Here is an 18,447-nt window from a genome sequence, read left to right on the forward strand (position 1 = left end):
GCTGAACTCGATTCATCCGACTGGCACAGAATCTAGGGTCGAACGTGGCGCGGTTACCTACGGTGAAACCGGAGGCGCCAAATTTTTCCGAATATGTGCGAATTCAGGCCGTAAACTGTCCGCTACGGGGCGCAGGATGAGATCAGCAGTTCATCAACGAGGAAGGTGGTAAGAATAAGAATGAGTGCGCCTGATCGTTACATTCCTGGAGTGCCGTGCTGGGCCGATACGAATCAGCCAGATCGCGCCGCCGCGGCGCGGTTCTACAGCAAGCTATTCGGCTGGCAATGCGAGAACGTAATGTCGGCCGATGCTGAATCGCAGTACCTCGTCGGCCGTCTCAGCGGCGGTGACGTTGCCGCGATCACGGGCTTCCCGGACGACGGCTCGCAGAAGCCCGCGCTACAGCAGCGAGGGCGGTCGAGCTCGGCGGCACAATTATCCTCCCGCCGACCGACGCCCCCCTGGGTACGGATGTCTGTGGTGCAGGACCCCGCTGGAGCGGTGTTCGGCGCGAACCTACTCGTCCCCGAAAATTCCTGATGTCCAGAGTCTTTGACGTTCGTCCAGCTGTTGTCTTCGATGATGTGCGGGCGCTTGTTGGGCCGAAGCGTCCCGATGCGAATGTGTGTTGGTGCCTGAGTTACCGAGTGCCCTCGAAGCTCAACAACGAGCTACGCGGCCCGGCGCGCGGGGAGTATGCCGAGGGGCTCGTGCGCAATGGGCCTCCCCCGGGCGTCCTCGCGTATGACGGCGACACCCCCGTGGGCTGGGCAGCGGTCGCTCCGCGCGCCGACACTGCCTTCGCCCGCAATCGGAAAATTCCGCATGTGGATGAATTGCCAGTGTGGTCGCTTTGGTGCATCCGCGTCCGGCCGGGACACCGTGGACAGGGCGTTTCACACGCGCTGATTGCCGGTGCAGCAGATTTCGCCCGCCAGAGCGGCGCCCCGGCGATCGAAGCTTATCCACTGGATAATCAAGGCGAAAAGGTAGACCTGACGATGGCGTATCCCGGACTCCGAAAAAACTTCGAGGCCGCGGGATTCACCTATGTTGCCGACACGGACTCTGTCCTGAGCGGCTTCTCCCGCGTACTGATGCGGCTCAGCCTAAGCTGACACCGCCACTGAATTGCCAACGTAGTCAGCGCTTTCCGCAGCCTCGGCGATTGCGGAGGCGACGGTCGCTCGTGGTACTGACCATGACGCCACCTCGCCGGAGGAGGAAACGTGGGGAGTTCCGCTCGATGGGTTGTCGTTCAGGTGGACGGGCTGAACGACAACCCAATCGAGCCCACTCGATCGCACCATCGCCTCCTGCTTCGCATGGTCCGCGATCTGCGGCTTGATGAGCATGGCAAAGAAGAGCCGATCGAGCCAGCGCAGCTTTCCCGCCGTATCTCCAACCCCAAATGAGCTCTGGACAATGAGTTTCGAAACGCCATGAGCGCGCATCGACTCGATCAGGTTGCGTGTCCCGATTGAACGCACTTCCAGCACAGAGTGTTTCGGGCCGAGTAAACGCACCCTCATCGGGTTCTCGCTAATCCCCAAGGTAACGACAACGGCGTCCTGACCCTTCACAGCGTCACGCACAAACTCTGAATCAGTGACGTCGCCATCGACCGCCCGAAGCGAACCATTGGTGCCCGAGGTGGTGAGGTCGCTAGCGTGCCGAGCAAGTGCAGTGACCGAATGGCCCCGTGCCAGCAACTCAGCCACGACAGCACGTCCTGAGCCACCGGTGGCACCAGCTACCAAAATGTTCATGATGATCTTCCTCCATAGTCTTTGCCGGCGTTGTCGTCGACTGTTGTTCGATACGTCCACGCTATCCAGGGATCTATAGAGGATCTATCGCGAGTAGTCTGGAATCTATGTCGATTCGTCCAGCAACCGTAGTGCCCTGGACGCCTCAGGATGCGCTCGCCGAGGCGCTCTACCTGCTGCGGATGCGAGGCGTGTTCTATTCGCACACGGAAGCCACAGCGCCATGGGCCTTAGAGATGCCGCCCTTTGCTGGCTGCCTGAGTTTTCACGTAGTCACCGAAGGTGGATGCTGGCTGGAGATCGAAGAAGCCACCGAATATCTCCGCGCTGGGGATCTTGCACTTGTCCCTCACGGACGGGGACATCTCCTGCGCAATCAGCCGGACGTCCCCGTCACCGGGCGGGTGGACGAGCTTCCCCAACAAATGGTGAGCGATCACTATTCGATTCTGCGCTGCGGTGGCGGCGGTGCGCGCACCACGCTGATCTGCGGCGTCGTCAGTTTCCACCAGCCCACCGTCAACCGGCTACTGGCGGTTCTCCCACCCGTGATCCACATCGATGCGGCACACGAGCGAGGATCCCGCATCCGTGACGTGCTTGATTTGATGGCATCGGAGCTCCGGCACCTGCGCCCCGGCGGCGAAGCCGTCACCACCAGGCTCGCTGACATCCTCCTCATCGAAGCGATTCGCTGCTGGCTCGCAACCGACACCGGCAGCCACCCCGGATGGCTCGGCGCGCTGAATGATCCACAACTTGGCCCCGTAATCGCCGCGATTCACCGCTCGCCGGGCGCACCGTGGACAGTCGATTCGCTCGCACGAACATCCGCGATGTCACGTTCGGCCTTCGCAGCACGGTTCACCGAGATCGTGGGTACTCCGCCGATGCAGTATGTGACGCGCACTCGCATGGAGGCCGCCGAAGCCCTTTTCCAAGAGGACGGCGCAACGGTGGCAACAGTTGCCGCGAAGCTCGGGTACCAATCCGAGGCGTCGTTCAGCCGGGCTTTCACCAAGACGATGGGACGCTCGCCGGGTTCGGTGCGGCGGCTTGGATCGTCTTAGGCGGTCCGCCTCGCAGATCGAGAGCCAGTTCGCAGCAGATGCCGCCAGTTCAGCAACGTGGACCGCGTGTCAGGCGGCTGCGGTGCCGAGCGTCACGATCGGGATGTTCGACTCACGCCACCGTTGCGTTCGTAGTAGCGGGCCATCAGTTCCCAGTACGCCATCAGCAGCCCCATCTCCAGTGCTGTCGCTGCTGCGGCCGGTACTGCGCGGCGCTGATGGGCGGCGACCATCGCGACCAGCAAGGCGGCGGTCGCGGCCACGTTGACCGCCATCGCGGTGTCCATCGGCCGCTTGGCGAGCCACTGCTCCTCACCAAGCGCCGCCCGGGTTGACCATGCCCGGTCGTGCGCGGGTTTGCTGAACACCACCGGGTTGACTGCCATCCATAGCCCGACCAGCGCAGCGTCGCGCTGGCTGCGTCGCCACACCGGGACAAGCATCAGCGGTGTGCTCGCCCACCTCGTCCACATGCTCCACGGATTGCTGTGCCGCGCGAACACCACCCGCATGACCTTCCGCCAGCCCTCCATCGACGGCTCCTTCCGGCTGCTGGTCGCTTAACTCTGGATTCTGCTCCTTGTTACGGCGCGAAGGCCATACTTGTTCTAGGCAGCTCAAGCTGAGGGGCTTAGGACCCTGCGCGCGGGCTAATGGCGGAAATAGCCACAATCCCGCCCGGGTGCATTCGTTCAAGCGGGGGCCCCGGCTCCGGTTGCTCGGACGAGTGGAGTAACCGCTGCAGGTGAGCGATTGACGAAGCGTTAAGTTCTCCGCGCGTCACCGACAGCATCCAATCGAAAGCGCCTGCAGACCATACGTAATGGCTTTCCTCATGTGCCCCTGCATAGTCGTCACGCATGGGCGGGAGCGTCCAGGGCGAGTTCGAACGGGGCCTTCGCCGGACCGTCAAGCAATCGCTGTAGCAAGAAAGGCCCGCGTTGACCTCTCCGGTTTTCTCATCGACGTGAGTAAATTCGAGGGAAAAGTTCTTGAAGACGGGGAGATTGACATCGTCTTGAAGGACGTTGCTGCGGAACCAATCGTTAGCCTCGTGCGCGAGCCGACGGCCGTCCCCAGCTTTTCGTTCATGGAAAGCCATCTCTTCTTCGTCCGTTACCGCCTTACCCTGCCATGTGAACACCGCATCAGGGAGTTCCTCATCGATGTGGAAGCTCTCGAACTCGGCGCCGGATGCACCACTGTGGTCGTATTGCGCCACCACAGCTCGCGTTTGAACATCGAGCCGAATCGTGCGCACGGAGTCGGGCTCCCCCAGCATCCGTGACCGGGGTGAGGGACGAGGCGGAGCGAGTTTGAGCTCCCAGCATGGTCTGCCCAGGAACTCAATTTCTTCGACCGGTCCCACCGGTCTGATCCACCGCTGTGTTGCCCACCGATCTTCCTCGCTCGACAGGGCGAGTTCACGGCCAGGGCCCAGGAACTGCACCCGGTCAGGAGCCGTCACTCGCGGGTCCGAGCGATCGTTGCGAAAGTGCCACGCAGAGTGACCGTCCGATCGAAACACCGGCGCGCCAGCGGCCGTGTCGATTCGGACTTTGGCTCCCGACCTCGTAACGCGAAGATGTTCGTCGGGGGTCAAAAGGGAGAGCACGAGCGGTTGTTCGCCGAAATAGCTTCCGTAGTAAAAGTGCATTCCTTCTTCGATGTCGCGCCAGGTCCGTATCGTGCCACTGACGGGTACACGGGGTCCGAGGCATAGCGAAACCAGCACTTCGAGATGATCCGGCACAACTATCTCCCCCGGGTCGGTTTTCGCGTACCCCTCAATCTAGGCAAAATACATTCCCTTCCGGGTCGGCGCAGACGATGTGTCCCGCTTGAAGCGGCGGGGCAGGCTCGTATCGTGCGATCCGGGTCGACCCGAGTTCAGTAAGTCGAGCGCACCGAAGTTGTCGCTCGTAGGTGGTCAGGTGAAGTTAAGGTTCCGACACCACTTTGCGGGCGCTTCTACCCGAACACGATGTTCGCGAGCAAATCGACCTGATCGCCTGTGGACACCGTTGGCGCGAAGATCAACTCGTTCGCGCCCGCCGCCTCGTACGCCTGCATCGCTCCTTGAATCGCTTCGGCACTGCGCAGCACGCTTCCCGCGATCATCTGGGCGACGTCATCACCCATAGGTTTGTAATAGTCGAGCACGCTTTCCCGAGATTGTTGCTCAGTGTCGCCAAGACCGAAGTAAACGAGCGCCGTGATGTGCGGTTCGCCGTCGCGCCCGGCTGCCTGCCATGCCGTTCGCACCTTCGTGGCGAATTCACTGACCGCATCCGGTGGCAGCCCGCCCGCAGTCCAGCCAGCCCCATGGTCGACGATGCGCCTGATCGCTGCCTGCGTCGTTCCGCCGATCATGACTGGAATCGGTGACTGCACAGGGGGCGGGGACGCTGGGCGTGCCGCCAGGTCGAGCGCTTCGCCGCTCCACGAGCGGTACAAGGCCGGCAACATTTCGTCGAACGCCGCACCGCGGCCGTCAAAGTCTCGGCCGGTGAGCAAGAAGTCAGCTTCGCGCCAGCCCACACCCAATCCGAGGGTGAGCCTGCCGTTCGTCAATTGGTCGACCGTCGCAGCCTGCTTAGCTAGCTCGGCAGCGCTTCGCGGCGGGGCGATCAGTACGTTTGTGAAGAAGCGGATTCGCTCGGTCACCGCGCCCGCCGCAGCGAAGACTGTGAGCTCCTCATAACTGGGATACGACACCGCCCCGATGGAACCGAGTGAGCTGAACCCAGCCTGGTCTGCGCGCCGCGCCCATTCGATCAGGCCGCGGCCAGTTGCGCCTGGCACTGCGTTGGGAAGTCCGATTCCGACCTGCATGCTGCACCTTCTCTCTGAGTCGAGCACACTGGAAACATGCCTACCACCACCGGTTCGGGTTTGCCTCCCGATTCCCCGCGTCAGCGATTTGCTGCCGCGAAAGTGGCCAGGCTTGCGACGGTTCGTCCAGATGGGACGCCCCACGTCGTACCCATTACCTTCGCGGTGGCAGATGAAGATGTGGTCACCGCGATCGACTCGAAACCCAAACGGACGAACAACCTTCAGCGCCTCCGAAATCTGCGCACCAACCCGGCGGTGAGCCTCATCGTCGACCATTACGACGACGATTGGAATCGACTGTGGTGGGTACGGGTTGACGGCCTTGGGCGGATCGCTGAGGACGGCCCAGAACGGGCGCGCGCCCTCAAGGCACTGGTGGAGAAGTATTCGCAGTACAGCGCGGATCCACCTGCCGGTCCCGCGATCATCATCGAGCCAGCCGGGTGGACAGCGTGGTCGGCACACTCAGCGCCCTGATTAACCAATGCGTCGCCGTCGGCCGAGCCGTACGAGCGTCCGGGGACACCGGCTGTGGCACCATCGAGCTATGCGCCCTACTGCTTCCAGGCTGGATGAACTGCGCCGCGCTGCGCTGACCGGCGGCCGGCGCGCCGCCGGCCGGTATGCCCGACGCCTCGGTTCGCGCGGCACGATCACGATGGCTGAGGTCCGTGCGATGCGCGTCATGCTCGAGCGTTATATGACCCGGCCTGATTTGCGTGCCGACCCGGCCACTAGGGCCGAGCAAGTCCGCGTGCGCTTCAAGGACGGTCAGGTGCGTGGCGAGTGGGTCGAGCGCCCCGGCGCTGGCCCCCGCGATGGTGCGGTCCTGTTATACATCCATGGCGGCGGATTCGTGGTCGGATCGCCCCTGTCGCACCGCGGACTGACCAGTGAACTGTCAGCGCGTACAAAGCGGCCGGTCTTCTCCGTGGATTACCGCAGGGCCCCGGAGCACCCCTACCCAGCTGCTGTCGACGATGTGTTGCGCGCGTACGCATGGCTTATCGATTCCGGACTCAGTGCCCAGCAAATTGTTGTGTGCGGAGACTCCGCCGGTGGGCATCTGGCGTTAGGTCTGCCGCCACGAGCCGATCGGGCGGGTTTGCCAGTCCCCGCGGGTGTCGTCGCCCTATCCCCCGTGGTCGACCCCACGATGGCCATGAGCCGCCGCTGGCTCACCAGCAACCACCCGAAAGCGCCTGCGTATTTCACCGACGCTGGGCGGGCGCTGATGGAACCGCACTGGCGTGGCGTCGCGCCATCCGACCCAGAGCTATTACTGACGAACGACGACCTGACGGTCATGCCGCCGGTGCTTGTGCAAGCTAGCGACGCCGAGTTGCTGACCGGAGACGCCGAGCACTACATCGAAAACCTGAACGCGGCCGGCGGGAACGGAAAGCTAAGCCTGTACCACCGCAGGATCCACGTTTTCCAGGTGGCGCACAGGGTATCGCGGACCGCATCCCAAGCGCTCGATGAAATCGCCCGTTTTGTCGACGAGGTCATCGCACCGCACCAGGCAGGCGCTTAACACCTCCGATGTTTAGTGAACAGTCATACGGCCGCGTCTCAGTCTTGATGGCCGCGAACGGCGGAGTCGTCCCCTACGGAAACACCGTGGTGGTGCGTGGATCTGAGCGAACGGTTGTGATCGACCCGTCACTCGCGCTCCACAAGGATCCGGTCGGCGCGGACCTCGTACTCATTAGTCACGGCCACGAGGACCACCTCGCGGGATTACGGCACTTCGATGCGCCGACTTTCGCGCATCACCTCGACGTGCCGTCCGTCGCATCCCTCGACACGATGCTCGGGCAGTACGGTCTTGGCTCTGCCGAGCGAGCTCAGGTCGAACACGTGATGCTCAACGAGTATGGGATTCCTCCTACCCGTGATGGCGTCACCGGAATGGACGACGGCCAGGTATTCGACCTCGGTGACTGCACAGCGACCGTCATTCACCTGCCAGGTCACACTCCAGGCCACTGTGGCGTTCTGGTCGAGCCCGATGGGTTCCTTTACGTCGCTGACATCGATCTCACTTCATTCGGCCCGATGTACGGTGATCTCGGCAGCAGTGTCGACGATTTCCTGAATTCCATCGACCGAGTGGCAGCCATCGAAGCGCGGTGGTATGGGACGTTCCACCACAAGGGCGTGATCGAGGGTAGCGGCGAGTTCCGCGAACGCCTGGGGATGTACCGCGACAAACTGCTGAGCCGGGAGGATCGGCTACTCGATTACCTGGTGGAGCCCCGAACACTGGATGCGATCGTGGCCCACCGTCTGGTGTATCGGCCACATGTCTCCGCGCCGTATGTTGACGCGGTCGAGCGCCGTACCGCGGAGCTACACCTCGAACGGCTCGTCTCATTGGGCGCCGTGGTTACCTCTGAGAATGGATCGTTCCGGCGGGTGTAGCGACAGATCACTACGGCTCGTGATACGCGTCAGCCCGGCAGCATATGTGCTGCCGGGCTGACGCGTATGGTTACCGCCGAGATTAATGGCTGGCGTGGGCCTGCTCGAGTTCGTGGTGGATGGTTTCGACTTTGTCTTTGGCGTCACCGAAGAGCATGGCGGTGTTCTCCCGGTAGAAGAGCGGGTTTTGTACGCCTGCGTAGCCGGATGCCATGGAGCGTTTGAACACGATGACGTTGCGGGCATTCCACACGTTGAGTACGGGCATGCCTGCGATGGGGCTGGTGGGGTCCTCGGCCGCAGCGGGGTTGACGGTGTCGTTCGCCCCGATGACGAGCACGACGTCGGTGTCACCGAAGTCCTCGTTGATTTCGTCCATTTCCAGCACGATGTCGTACGGCACTTTCGCCTCGGCGAGGAGCACGTTCATGTGGCCGGGCAGCCGTCCCGCGACGGGGTGGATACCGAAACGGACCTCGACGCCGTGGTTACGGAGTTTTCGGGTCAGTTCCGCGACCGCGTACTGCGCTTGCGCTACGGCCATGCCGTATCCGGGAGTGATGATCACTGTGCGGGCAGCCGCGAGGATGTCCGCAGCCTGATCCGCGGTGACTTCCCGGTGCTCACCGTAATCAGTGTCCGACGCAGGACCAGCCTCGATCCCGTAGCCGCCGGCGATGACGGAGATGAACGAGCGGTTCATGCCCTTGCACATGATGTACGACAGGTACGCACCGGACGCGCCGACGAGGGCACCGACGATGATGAGCAGATCGTTGCGCAGCAGGAAACCCAGCGCGGCCGCGGCCCAGCCGGAGTAGCTGTTAAGCATCGACACCACCACCGGCATGTCCCCGCCGCCGATGGAGGCGACCAGGTGCCAGCCGAGCAGCAGCGCGAGCACGGTGATCGTGATCAGGATCCACAGTTGCGGGTCGATCACGAACCACGCGGTGAGCACCACGAACGCCGCGAGTGCACCCAGGTTCAGGAAGTTCTTACCGGGCAGCACCAGCGGGGTCGACTTCACCCGCGCCGAGAGTTTCAGGAACGCCACGATCGAACCGGTGAGGGTGACCGCACCGATGAACACACTGATGGTGACCTCGGCGGCGTGGATGCCAAGCAAATCCAGTTCGGCGAGTTCGGCAGCGTACGGTCCGGTGGGGTCGGCTTCGACCTGGAAGTACCGGTTCCAGCCGACGAACACCGCGGCCAGACCGACGAAACTGTGCAGCAGCGCGATCAGTTCCGGCATCCCGGTCATCTGCACCACCCGGGCACGCCACAGTCCGATCGCGGCACCGATCAGCACGACGGTCACCAGCAGCACCACGGTGGTGACACTGATGCCGTCATCAAAGGCCAGCGCGAGCGTCGCGGCCAAAGCCACGGCCATGCCGAGCGCGCCGAACGTGTTGCCCGCTCGCGCGGTTTCATGCCTGGACAATCCCGCCAGCGCGAGAATGAACAACAGGGCCGCGACCACATAGGCCGCAGCAGCGGCAGTAGACAGGGTGAGCACGCGAATCAGCTCCTCGAGAACATGGCGAGCATGCGGCGCGTCACCGCGAAGCCACCGAAAATGTTGATGCTGGCCAGCAGAATCGCTGCGAGCGCGAGCGTGGTGACAATCGGTTTACCCACCCCGACCTGCAGCAGCGCACCCACAATGATGATGCTCGAGATCGCGTTGGTCACCGACATCAGCGGGGTATGCAGCGCATGATGCACATGCCCGATCACATAAAACCCGACCACGATCGCTAACGCGAACACAATCAGATGCCCCTGCAGTGCTGCCGGGGCAGCCGCAATCAGCGCGAACAGCACCGCCGCGGCGGCAGCGACCACACCGATCCGCTTGCCCTGCGACATCGGTTCCTTCGCCACCGGCGCGGTCACCTCAGCCGCCGCAGCCGATGGGGCGGGAGCGGCAGATACCTGGACCGGTGGTGGTGGCCACGTGCACTCGCCGTCTTTAACCACCGTCATCGATCGGATCACCACATCATCGAAATCGACGACGAGCTGCCCGTCCTTGCCCGGGGTCATCAGCTTCAAAAGGTTAACCAGGTTCTGGCCGTACAGCTGTGACGCCTGCGCGGGGAGCCGGCCAGGCAGATCCGTATACCCCAGAATGGTCACACCGTTATCGGTGACCACCCGCTCACCTGCGACGGTGCCCTCGACGTTGCCGCCGTTCGCCGCGGCCATATCCACAATGACCGAACCCGGCTTCATCGACGCGACCATCTCGGCGGTGATGATCCGCGGTGCCGGGCGCCCCGGAATCAGCGCTGTGGTGATGATGATGTCCGCCTCGCGGGACTGCGCTGTGTACAGCTGCACTTCCCGGGCCTTGTAATCATCACCCATCTCTTTGGCATATCCCGTGGCGGAGACCTCGGCCTCCGGGTTCTCGATCGCCAGGTACTCACCACCGAGGGAGGCGACCTGATCAGCGACCTCCGGGCGCGGATCCGTTGCGCGCACAACCGCGCCCATCGAGCCCGCCGTACCGATCGCGGACAGACCCGCCACGCCCGCACCCACAATCAGCACCCGGGCTGGCGGGACCTTGCCTGCCGCGGTGACCTGACCCGTGAAAAACCGGCCGAACTCGTGTGCCGCTTCGACCACCGCGCGATACCCGGCGATGTTCGCCATCGACGACAACACATCCAGCGACTGCGCCCGTGAGATCCGCGGCACCGCATCCATCGACAACGCCGTAAGCGGCCTCTGCGACAAATCCTGCACCAGCGACTCATCAAACCGCGCGTTGAGCGTGCTGATCAACGTCACCCCGGACTTCAACGCACCCAGCTGCTCCGCAGACGGCGCGTTCACTCCCAGCACCACGTCAGCCTCAGCAACTGGCCCGATCGATGCACCAGCATCCGCGTACGCCACATCAGAAAAAGTCGACAGCTCACCCGCACCAGGCTCGACAACCACGTCGTACCCGAGCTTCATCAGCTGCCCCACAGTCGCAGGCGTCGCCGCCACACGCGTCTCGCCGGGACCAACCTCCCGCAGGACACCAACAATCATGAAGAAACTCCCTAGGTGGACAGGTGTATTAGGCTACATTCCCGTAAAGTCGGCAATGCCGTGTGCTTGCTGTACCAGCGCTTCGAGGACCGCCGCGGTGGGCGTTTTAGCAGGTGATATGTTATTCGGCTTGAGATTTGTGCGACGCATCACACACTCTGCGATGATCGCCAGTTCCATATCCCGAGAACACGTCAGAACTGCAGCGCCGCGGGTCCCTAGAATGCCTCGCGCCCCGACGCTTCGAGACGTTTACACCCGCCTTCCGGGTGTATACGTCACAGAACGCCTCGTGCGAGTGCCCGGCGAATAGTCGCGATGACGACGTGAGGACGGTTCGTTAGGTCATGCCAGGTGAATCGGAGTACGAGCCATCCTGCGTTGCTCAAGATGTTTTGGCGATGGGCATCGTGATTGAATTTATCGACGTCGCGGTGCCATGCCCAGCCGTCCACCTCAATGGCGATACGCTGCGCATCGAACGCGACGTCGATTTCGAAACCGAAGGCACGGACATGCGGTTTCCACCCAGTTATCCCCGCTTCGCGGAGCAGACGGTGCAGAATGCGCTCGCCTTCTGACGCACCGCCGTTTCTGGCAGATTTCAGTAGCTTCGCTGCGGCCTTGCTTCCGTGGCGCCCCTTGTTCCGCTCATGAGCTGAGTCGAGTTCGCCCAGGGTGACTATCCGGCGCTGTAGTGCACGATCTACCACTGCTGCATCGTCGAGCAGAACCGCGGCTTCAATGACAGTCAGTGGCAGCGCAGTTAACGGAAGATGGCGGTGCATCGTGAGGTCTGCGCGGTGCAGGTCACGGTGCTGTACCTGCACACTCCGGTGAGCCGGTGATCCGATCTCAGATATACGCCTCTGTCGAGTCGGCGCCATTCTCCAGAAGCGACACGGCGTGAGACTGCTGATTGACTCATACCGGCTGAGATTGCCTGGTGCAGGGTGATCACGCCGTCCTGCGCGGCCATAATTTGTTAACGAGTCTCGGCGTCACAGCACTCTTATGACGGCCCAACTTGCCATACGGTTCCCTCGCGCCGTTTCGTGACGCCTACACCCGGAACCCGGGTGTGATCGTCACGAATCGCCGGATCGGGGTTTAGTCGCAGCCTCGGAGAGGCTTCGCTGCGCCTGTCAGCGGTTGAACGGACCTCGGTCGGCGAGGTAGCGCAGCATTAACGCGGTGTTGAAGTGCCTCGTCTCGGCCAATCGGAGCTGGATGCGCTTGTCTAGTGGTGGGAAGAGCGGTGTGCCGCCGCCGAGCACCACGGGCGAGACGAATAGCTGGTACTCGTCGATGAGCCCGTGTGGCATCAGTGAGGCCGCGAGGCTCGCGCCGCCAACTTCCATGACGCCATCGCCTCCGGACTTGAGCCTGCGGACTTCCTCGACCGCGTTCTCATTGACCAGGATGCTATTCCAGTGGACCTCGGTGAGCGTATGGGAGAAGACGACCTTGGGCTTCGCCGTCCAGAGCCCGCCGAACTCGCGCTCGATTTGCGACGCGTCCTCAGGCACATGCGGCCAGTACTCCGCCATTAGCTCGTACAGTCGGCGGCCGTGCAGCGAGATCTCGATCTCGCGATATCTGTCGTTGTGGAACTGGTGTAGCTCCTCGTCCGGAACGGTCCAGTCGATAGTGCCGTCGCGGTCGTTGATAAAGCCATCTAGGGACGCGCCGATCGCGTAGATCAGTTTCCTCATGAGCGGTAGACCTCCTACGCGCTCGAGATTAATCGGCGTTAATCCGAATTAAACCAGAGTGCGCCTACTCAGCGATTTGTTCAGAGCCGCGCGGTATCCGGACGACGATTCGGGTGCCCGTCCCAGGGCTCGAAACGACGTCGAAATTGCCGCCCCAGCTTTCGACCCGCAAATATTGCGACGCGATTCCGATGTGCCCTTCGGCGACTCGATGAGAAATAACAGATGGGTCGAAGCCCACCCCATCGTCTGTGATGGTGAGTGTGATCTCCTCCGCCGTCGCGGAGAGCTCTACCTCGACGTTGCGCGCGTGTGCGTGCTTGTTGATATTGGCCAGCGACTCGCGCGCCACCCTGTATAGCAGAGACTCACAGTCGGGGCGGCTGACTTCAGTCAAGCGCATGTGGAGTTCATAGCCGCCGCGGCGTGCGTATTGTTCGGCGAGTTCGCGCAGCGCAAGTGTCAGGCCGAGCTGCGCAAGAACCTGAGGGTGCAAGCTGGTCACCGTTGATCGCAGCTGTGCGGCTGTCTCGCGAAGCGTTGACTCGGCTGCGGCAACAGACGGGTCAGCGTTCTTTTCGAGGGCTTCTTCCAGGTCCATGCGAGCCGCGAGGATGTTTTGCAACGGGCCGTCATGCAGGGCTTCTGCGAGCCGCTGACGTTCACGTTCCTCCGTCCCCATCGACTGGGTAACGAGCTGCTCGCGGGTCTCCAGCAGCGCCGCCACCGTCGCCGAACGACGGACAAGCACAAACGAGAGCCCTGTCGTCGCTGCCGCAAGCCACAGGAGGAACCCGAAATACAGGTACACCTCTATGTGCAAGTCGACGTCATCATCGCGGACCACGAAAAGAAGCCACACGGCCAGGTACCCGACGGCCACGCCGACGCCCAGCGTCGCGGTCAGTCCGGGCCGGTACAGAAACGCGACCGCGACTGGCAGCAGAAAGAAGACTGGAAGGAGCAGCGACGTTGCTCCGCCCGAGGCTGCACACAGAGCGAGCAGCGCCAGCAGATCAAACACTGTCGAGGACCAGCCCGCCCACGGGCCGATGGGACGTTTGAACACCCACCACAGCCACCCGGCAGCAGCAGCCCCGTACGCGACGAGAAGTCCCTGAAACAGGAACGGAAGCCAATGGTCGCGCACCGGGATGACAGGTCCAAGTAGCGCGATCAACGCAACCAAGGGCAACCGCAGCACCGCCGTGACCTGGACGGCCTCTTTCACATAGCGCTCGATTACCTGATCTTGATACTGGCTGAACAAGGTCACTCCAGTAGGCCGTGTCGCATCGCCTCGGCTACCGCAGCCGCGCGATCGCTGACGCCGAGCTTTTCATACAGACGCTGTACGTGTGTCTTGACCGTTGAAGGGGCTAGGTACATCTGCCGACTCATTGCCGGGATGCTCATTCCCTGCGCCATAAAGGCGAGAACCTCCCTCTCCCTAGGACTCAGCACCGGCCCGGCGGGCTGGTTCCGTCGACGAATCTCGCTGATGAGTCCCGCGGCAAGGCCGGCGGGGAGCACTTCTTTCCCGCGCGCAGCGTCCAGCACGGCGCGAATAATTTCCGCACGAGTTGATTCCTTCGGCAAAAACCCGGCGGCGCCCTCTTGCAACGCGCGGTACACGATTGCGGACTCATTGTGCGCTGAAAGCAACAGCACCCGGGTCGGCAATTCGTCGCGGTGCACGGCTGCGGCCACTTGCGTACCGTCGAGCTGCGGCATGCGGTAGTCGAGCAAAGCAACGTGCGGACGATGCTCTCGGATCAGTGCCAGCGCACCGACACCATCATCTGCCTCTCCTACGACGTCGATTGATCCGCTGGCAGTTAAGGCGCGGACGACGCCGTCGCGGAACAGTGGGTGGTCGTCGCCAACAACCACCCGGATTTTCTCTGCCACCTCATTAGCGTGGCACTGTCCGCGGCACAATGCTGGATTATCGGGATCGCGCCGTACCAAGGCGCATGCGGGCCTCGCTTACCGGCGGCCGAGGTCGGTGTCCCCCAATCGGTGGAATGCGGGTTCCACCGGCGTATGGCCTGGTAGGAGGACTGTTTTGAGTGCGGGTTCGCGGGATAGTTATCTCATCGCCGGAACGCACCGGACACCGAGAACCAGAAACCCCGCCCCGGAAGGAATCACCACAATGACCACCATCAATCGCACCCAGACCCACCGCCGCCGCATCATCATCGGCGCAGGACTCGCCGCGCTCGCCCTCACCGGCACCGCTGTCGGCCTGGCCGGAGCCGCCCACGCCGCCATCCCGGACTATCCAGCGACGATCACAATGTCGATCACGAACAACACCGACCACACGATGTACCTGCACGGCTCCGACAACCCCTACGGTGACTGGATCCAGGCACCCACCCAGACGATCGGTCCGCACGAAACCGAAACGGTCAGTGCGTCGACGTGGAACCAGAACGGCTTCGCCATCGACGCCACCTACGGAATCTCCGGCACCAACAGTGAGGCCGTGTATTTCGCCAACAACTACCCCGGCGCGCAAACCGACACCCAGGGCACCCGCATCGACGGTGACAACACCGCCAGCCTCGGCATCAACTCCGCCGTCACGACCGGCGCCCCATACATGGTCGCGAGCTACACACTGACCAACCTGCTCGGGTAAGCCGCCGTTGCCCTGGACAGCCGTTGACAGTTTGCCCACCTCGCAGCGACAGCCTGGTTAGTTGTCGCTGCGAGGTGGGCGACCAGTGTCATCTCCTGTGACCCCGAGTGCGGTAGTGAGAGTAAACTCGGTGGCCTTCAACCTCGGGATGCCTTTTATCGTGGCGGCATGCATTTGACCTTTGAGTGACGGACCGCAACACATCCTGGACCTGGATCCGACCCCAGATGGTCGTCCCCGTGTATACGGAGGAGGCTACACGGGCTACCGGGATGGACGCGCGGCCGAGCGGGCGCGGTGGGAACAAGAGTATGAGCAGCAACAAACTGAGACCGCCAGGCTCCGTGACGATCTCAGTGAAGCGCAGAATCGACTTGTCAGCGGATGGCGGCCGGGCAAAGGAACTGAAAAACCCCTGTTGACCGCCGAGGAGGTGTCGGTCGACGGACGGTCTAAACATGTGGTCACAGGCCCCAACGGTTCCGGAAAGTCCACCCTTTTGTCTGTAATTGGCAGGAGAGCTGCACCCGACCACCGGGCGAACTGAGAAAGCGGACGGCGTGCGAGTGGTTCTTCTGCATCAAGAATCGCGACTCCCACTGGAACGCGGGGCAGGCGAACATTTTCGCGCGCACACCGACATGCTGGTCTCCGCCGGCATAGTTCGTGCAGGCGCGACCGTATCGCTGTCGTCGCTCGGACTTCTTCGGTTACGGGAGATCGGCAAGCGAATCGGCGAGCTGTCGATGGGCCAACAGCGCCGCCTCGATCTCGCTCGCGTCCTTGCTTGCAGACCGCAGGTGTTGCTGTTGGACGAGCCGACCAATCACCTGTCCATTGCTCTCGTCGACGAATTGACGGAGGCTCTCAGCGCGACGGAGGCAGCGGTGGTGATCTCTACCCACGACCGACAAATGCTGCGCGACTTGGACTCCTGGCCCAGTCTGAGCCTGTCAGGCATTGAGTGTCGCGTGAGGGCGTCACCATCAAGTGACTGATGTTCGTTTCGCGGAAACCGCCCAACATCGGTGTATGCCAGGCTCCGTGAGACCGGCGTCCGCAAGTCCTGAGGCTCTCGCCAGGTCGCCACACGTTCCGAGAAATGCATCACGCCGAGGGGCGATCCCCGCACTTTTCTCGGCACGTGTCCCGCGATGATTCGTGCGGGGCAGGACTACAGGGTTACGCCAGCCACGCCAGTACGCGTCCCCGGGCCCAGCAGCGGCCAACGGCCTCAGCGTGCAGAGCCGAGTGATCGAACAGTGCGAGGCCGATGATGCTGTGCCCAGAGGCTCTGCGATCACCGAGCGTCGGTATCGACGGCGCGACACCGACCCCCTCCGCTGAAACCCACGCCACTGGGCGGTGTGTCGCCGCTTCGTCGAGTCGATGCAGGAATCGCAAACGGTCTCCTAGCGAGAATCGCGACAGGGCCCACGTCGTGATCACGACAGGCAGAGCTTCTGCGGGCACACACTCAATCGCGTTGGGCAGCGCCTCGACAGCATCGCCCCGAAGAAGCAGCGGAGGGTCCGTCACCGCCAGCGCCATCTCTGTTTCAAGCCTTGCGATCTGCTCCCGTTGATCCGGCCACAGGGAAGCGCGCACCCAACGGGTTTCATCGGGGTCAGCCACGTCGACGGGATCGAGACCGACACCGACTCGAGCCACGACCTCGGGCATTACATGCGGCGGGAGGGGGCGGTTTCCCACGATCGAAGCCGACACTTGTACGGGTGATGACGAGGTGCCCAATGATTGTCTGTTGCTGTACGTGATGCCGACGCGGTCGACATTGAGATTGAGTCCCGCGGAGCACTCCACGTCGATTAGCCCAATCATGTTCGCGCCCAACCGATGCGCCGCCTCGGCGACGGCGGGATAAAGAACGGCATAGTGCCCCGTCACGTTGGTCCGCGGCTGCCGCTGCGCAACGATGGCCGAGATCGAGTCGGTCATTCGCAGTAGCGTGTCAATCGCCGTGGCAGCAGCCACGGCGCCGTCTGCACTGTCGTAAGCGGCAGCAAGTTCGGGTGCTCGTCCAGCGAGCGCAAGGTCGTGCAGCGCCGCAAGAATCACCCTCGGGTGCCGCTTACGCGCGGGGAAGGCCTCGATGGTGCGCAGCGCCTCGCTGGAGTCGCTGAGTGCGATGGCGACGTGCGCGCACAGTGGCGATTCCCCTGCGGCCGCTGTCTCGCCGAAGTGCCGGTACAGCTGTGCGAGTGAGCGAGTTTCAGCCACAGTGCTGAAGACTTACTGCTTTGCGGGTAACCCGCAAAGCGTCACGTTTAACCCACTCATCGCCGCGCTCACGTGAATCGATGCCTGTCGTCACCTACATTCCTTCCCGCCCTATTTCACGATGGAAGCGCAACTCATCGACCACCGCACCCCGAACTGTCTCTCGCTGTTGGGTTCCGTCAGGCTGCCAGCCGTGTGATCGATAAAAGGCCTGGGCTCGTTCGTTTCCGATCATCACCCACAACTCGAGCTGATGGATGTCCGCGGCACGAAACCTATCGAGCGCAGCGTTGATCAGCACACCGCCAATCCCCTCTCGCCAGTGATCTGGGTCGACATACAGCGCCATGACGCGACCGATCGGAGGCCGGATCGCGGTGGTCACAAATCCACGGATCGCGCCATCGTGATCCTGCGCCACGACAGTTACTGGCTCGTCGGAGTCGAAGGTGTAACTCGCCGCGAACTCACCGATGTCAAGCCTGTCGAGGAAGCCGCGCGGCAGAAGGCCCGCGTAGCCACGCTGCCACGACCGAACGTGCATGTCCGCGATCTGCAACGCGTCAGCAGAAACGGCACGTCGGAGTTTCACGCGCCCACAATATATGCTATTGCCTGGTCAATTCTGATGGTCCTGCTAATTGTTGGGACGACGCTAATCGCCACACGTCGCTGCC

General features: G+C 62.6%; 21 protein-coding genes and 1 pseudogene. 8 read left to right on the plus strand and 14 right to left on the minus strand.

The features are described from left to right. Positions 1-180 precede the first annotated feature (180 nt). Both AS9A_RS11075 and AS9A_RS11080 read left to right on the plus strand, forming a co-directional pair. The gene (locus tag AS9A_RS11075) at positions 181-543 is read left to right on the plus strand and encodes a VOC family protein (protein ID WP_013807092.1); all 363 of its coding nucleotides are present in this window, start codon (positions 181-183) and stop codon (positions 541-543) included. Beyond that, positions 543-1,121 carry a GNAT family N-acetyltransferase gene (locus tag AS9A_RS11080; RefSeq protein WP_013807093.1) on the plus strand — a complete coding sequence of 193 codons (579 nt, stop codon included), beginning with the start codon at positions 543-545 and terminating at the stop codon, positions 1,119-1,121. The genes AS9A_RS11075 and AS9A_RS11080 overlap by 1 nt, the downstream gene beginning before the upstream one ends. Here the strand turns inward: AS9A_RS11080 and AS9A_RS11085 are convergent. Next, positions 1,113-1,772, minus strand: coding sequence for an NAD(P)-dependent oxidoreductase (locus AS9A_RS11085; protein WP_013807094.1), 660 nt, complete (start codon positions 1,770-1,772; stop codon positions 1,113-1,115). The genes AS9A_RS11080 and AS9A_RS11085 overlap by 9 nt on opposite strands. A gap of 107 nt (positions 1,773-1,879) precedes the next feature. Here AS9A_RS11085 and AS9A_RS11090 point away from each other — a divergent pair, with 107 nt between their 5' ends. After that, entirely contained in the window at positions 1,880-2,842 is a 963-nt protein-coding gene (locus tag AS9A_RS11090; protein ID WP_013807095.1) for an AraC family transcriptional regulator, read from the plus strand. A 92-nt stretch (positions 2,843-2,934) separates the two neighbouring features. Here AS9A_RS11090 and AS9A_RS11095 read toward each other — a convergent pair whose 3' ends face one another. The 4 genes from AS9A_RS11095 to AS9A_RS11105 all read right to left on the minus strand — a co-directional run bounded on the left by AS9A_RS11095 (position 2,935) and on the right by AS9A_RS11105 (position 5,677). Next, positions 2,935-3,375, minus strand: a complete 441-nt coding sequence (locus AS9A_RS11095; RefSeq protein ID WP_041451034.1) for a DUF6653 family protein — start codon at positions 3,373-3,375, stop codon at positions 2,935-2,937. Between the two features lie 98 nt (positions 3,376-3,473). Then, positions 3,474-4,595, minus strand: coding sequence for a hypothetical protein (locus tag AS9A_RS11100; RefSeq protein ID WP_013807098.1), 1,122 nt, complete (start codon positions 4,593-4,595; stop codon positions 3,474-3,476). A 34-nt stretch (positions 4,596-4,629) separates the two neighbouring features. Further along, complete coding sequence (locus AS9A_RS23285; protein ID WP_202798216.1) at positions 4,630-4,776, minus strand: VOC family protein; 147 nt, start codon at positions 4,774-4,776, stop codon at positions 4,630-4,632. Positions 4,777-4,813: 37 nt separating this feature from the next. Then, on the minus strand, positions 4,814-5,677 hold the full coding sequence (locus tag AS9A_RS11105) for an LLM class flavin-dependent oxidoreductase (RefSeq protein ID WP_013807099.1): 864 nt from the start codon (positions 5,675-5,677) through the stop codon (positions 4,814-4,816). Positions 5,678-5,713: 36 nt separating this feature from the next. Here AS9A_RS11105 and AS9A_RS11110 point away from each other — a divergent pair, with 36 nt between their 5' ends. The 3 genes from AS9A_RS11110 to AS9A_RS11120 all read left to right on the plus strand — a co-directional run bounded on the left by AS9A_RS11110 (position 5,714) and on the right by AS9A_RS11120 (position 8,107). Beyond that, entirely contained in the window at positions 5,714-6,157 is a 444-nt protein-coding gene (locus tag AS9A_RS11110) for a TIGR03668 family PPOX class F420-dependent oxidoreductase (protein ID WP_013807100.1), read from the plus strand. 70 nt (positions 6,158-6,227) lie between these two features. After that, positions 6,228-7,217, plus strand: a complete 990-nt coding sequence (locus AS9A_RS11115; protein ID WP_013807101.1) for an alpha/beta hydrolase — start codon at positions 6,228-6,230, stop codon at positions 7,215-7,217. Between the two features lie 8 nt (positions 7,218-7,225). Then, positions 7,226-8,107, plus strand: a complete 882-nt coding sequence (locus AS9A_RS11120) for an MBL fold metallo-hydrolase (protein WP_013807102.1) — start codon at positions 7,226-7,228, stop codon at positions 8,105-8,107. An 82-nt stretch (positions 8,108-8,189) separates the two neighbouring features. On the opposite strand, the gene pntB is transcribed toward AS9A_RS11120, so the two are convergent. The 7 genes from pntB to AS9A_RS11150 form a co-directional block, all read right to left on the minus strand. After that, a complete protein-coding gene (pntB, locus tag AS9A_RS11125) occupies positions 8,190-9,632 on the minus strand; it encodes a Re/Si-specific NAD(P)(+) transhydrogenase subunit beta (protein ID WP_013807103.1) in 1,443 nt (480 codons plus the stop codon). A gap of 5 nt (positions 9,633-9,637) precedes the next feature. Continuing rightward, a complete protein-coding gene (locus AS9A_RS11130; RefSeq protein ID WP_013807104.1) occupies positions 9,638-11,164 on the minus strand; it encodes a Re/Si-specific NAD(P)(+) transhydrogenase subunit alpha in 1,527 nt (508 codons plus the stop codon). 278 nt (positions 11,165-11,442) lie between these two features. Further along, entirely contained in the window at positions 11,443-11,994 is a 552-nt protein-coding gene (locus AS9A_RS11135) for an endonuclease domain-containing protein (RefSeq protein WP_013807106.1), read from the minus strand. Next, positions 11,931-12,143, minus strand: a complete 213-nt coding sequence (locus AS9A_RS24885) for a type IV toxin-antitoxin system AbiEi family antitoxin domain-containing protein (protein WP_085930617.1) — start codon at positions 12,141-12,143, stop codon at positions 11,931-11,933. The genes AS9A_RS11135 and AS9A_RS24885 overlap by 64 nt, the downstream gene beginning before the upstream one ends. Before the next feature lie 166 nt (positions 12,144-12,309). After that, positions 12,310-12,879 carry a dihydrofolate reductase family protein gene (locus AS9A_RS11140; protein ID WP_013807107.1) on the minus strand — a complete coding sequence of 190 codons (570 nt, stop codon included), beginning with the start codon at positions 12,877-12,879 and terminating at the stop codon, positions 12,310-12,312. A 64-nt stretch (positions 12,880-12,943) separates the two neighbouring features. Then, positions 12,944-14,149, minus strand: coding sequence for a sensor histidine kinase (locus AS9A_RS11145; protein WP_013807108.1), 1,206 nt, complete (start codon positions 14,147-14,149; stop codon positions 12,944-12,946). Between the two features lie 2 nt (positions 14,150-14,151). Beyond that, positions 14,152-14,790 carry a response regulator gene (locus AS9A_RS11150; RefSeq protein ID WP_013807109.1) on the minus strand — a complete coding sequence of 213 codons (639 nt, stop codon included), beginning with the start codon at positions 14,788-14,790 and terminating at the stop codon, positions 14,152-14,154. Positions 14,791-15,037: 247 nt separating this feature from the next. Here AS9A_RS11150 and AS9A_RS11155 point away from each other — a divergent pair, with 247 nt between their 5' ends. Beyond that, positions 15,038-15,529 carry a hypothetical protein gene (locus AS9A_RS11155; protein ID WP_049793711.1) on the plus strand — a complete coding sequence of 164 codons (492 nt, stop codon included), beginning with the start codon at positions 15,038-15,040 and terminating at the stop codon, positions 15,527-15,529. Positions 15,530-15,710: 181 nt separating this feature from the next. After that, positions 15,711-16,527 (plus strand): annotated as a pseudogene (locus AS9A_RS23290) (ATP-binding cassette domain-containing protein); the annotation flags it as partial. Positions 16,528-16,711: 184 nt separating this feature from the next. Here the strand turns inward: AS9A_RS23290 and AS9A_RS11165 are convergent. Both AS9A_RS11165 and AS9A_RS11170 read right to left on the minus strand, forming a co-directional pair. Continuing rightward, entirely contained in the window at positions 16,712-17,770 is a 1,059-nt protein-coding gene (locus AS9A_RS11165) for a DUF2332 domain-containing protein (RefSeq protein WP_013807112.1), read from the minus strand. Positions 17,771-17,864: 94 nt separating this feature from the next. After that, complete coding sequence (locus tag AS9A_RS11170) at positions 17,865-18,362, minus strand: GNAT family N-acetyltransferase (RefSeq protein ID WP_013807113.1); 498 nt, start codon at positions 18,360-18,362, stop codon at positions 17,865-17,867. Positions 18,363-18,447 lie beyond the last annotated feature (85 nt).

The sequence above is a fragment of the Hoyosella subflava DQS3-9A1 genome (assembly GCF_000214175.1).
In the GTDB taxonomy this organism is placed as follows: domain Bacteria; phylum Actinomycetota; class Actinomycetes; order Mycobacteriales; family Mycobacteriaceae; genus Hoyosella; species Hoyosella subflava.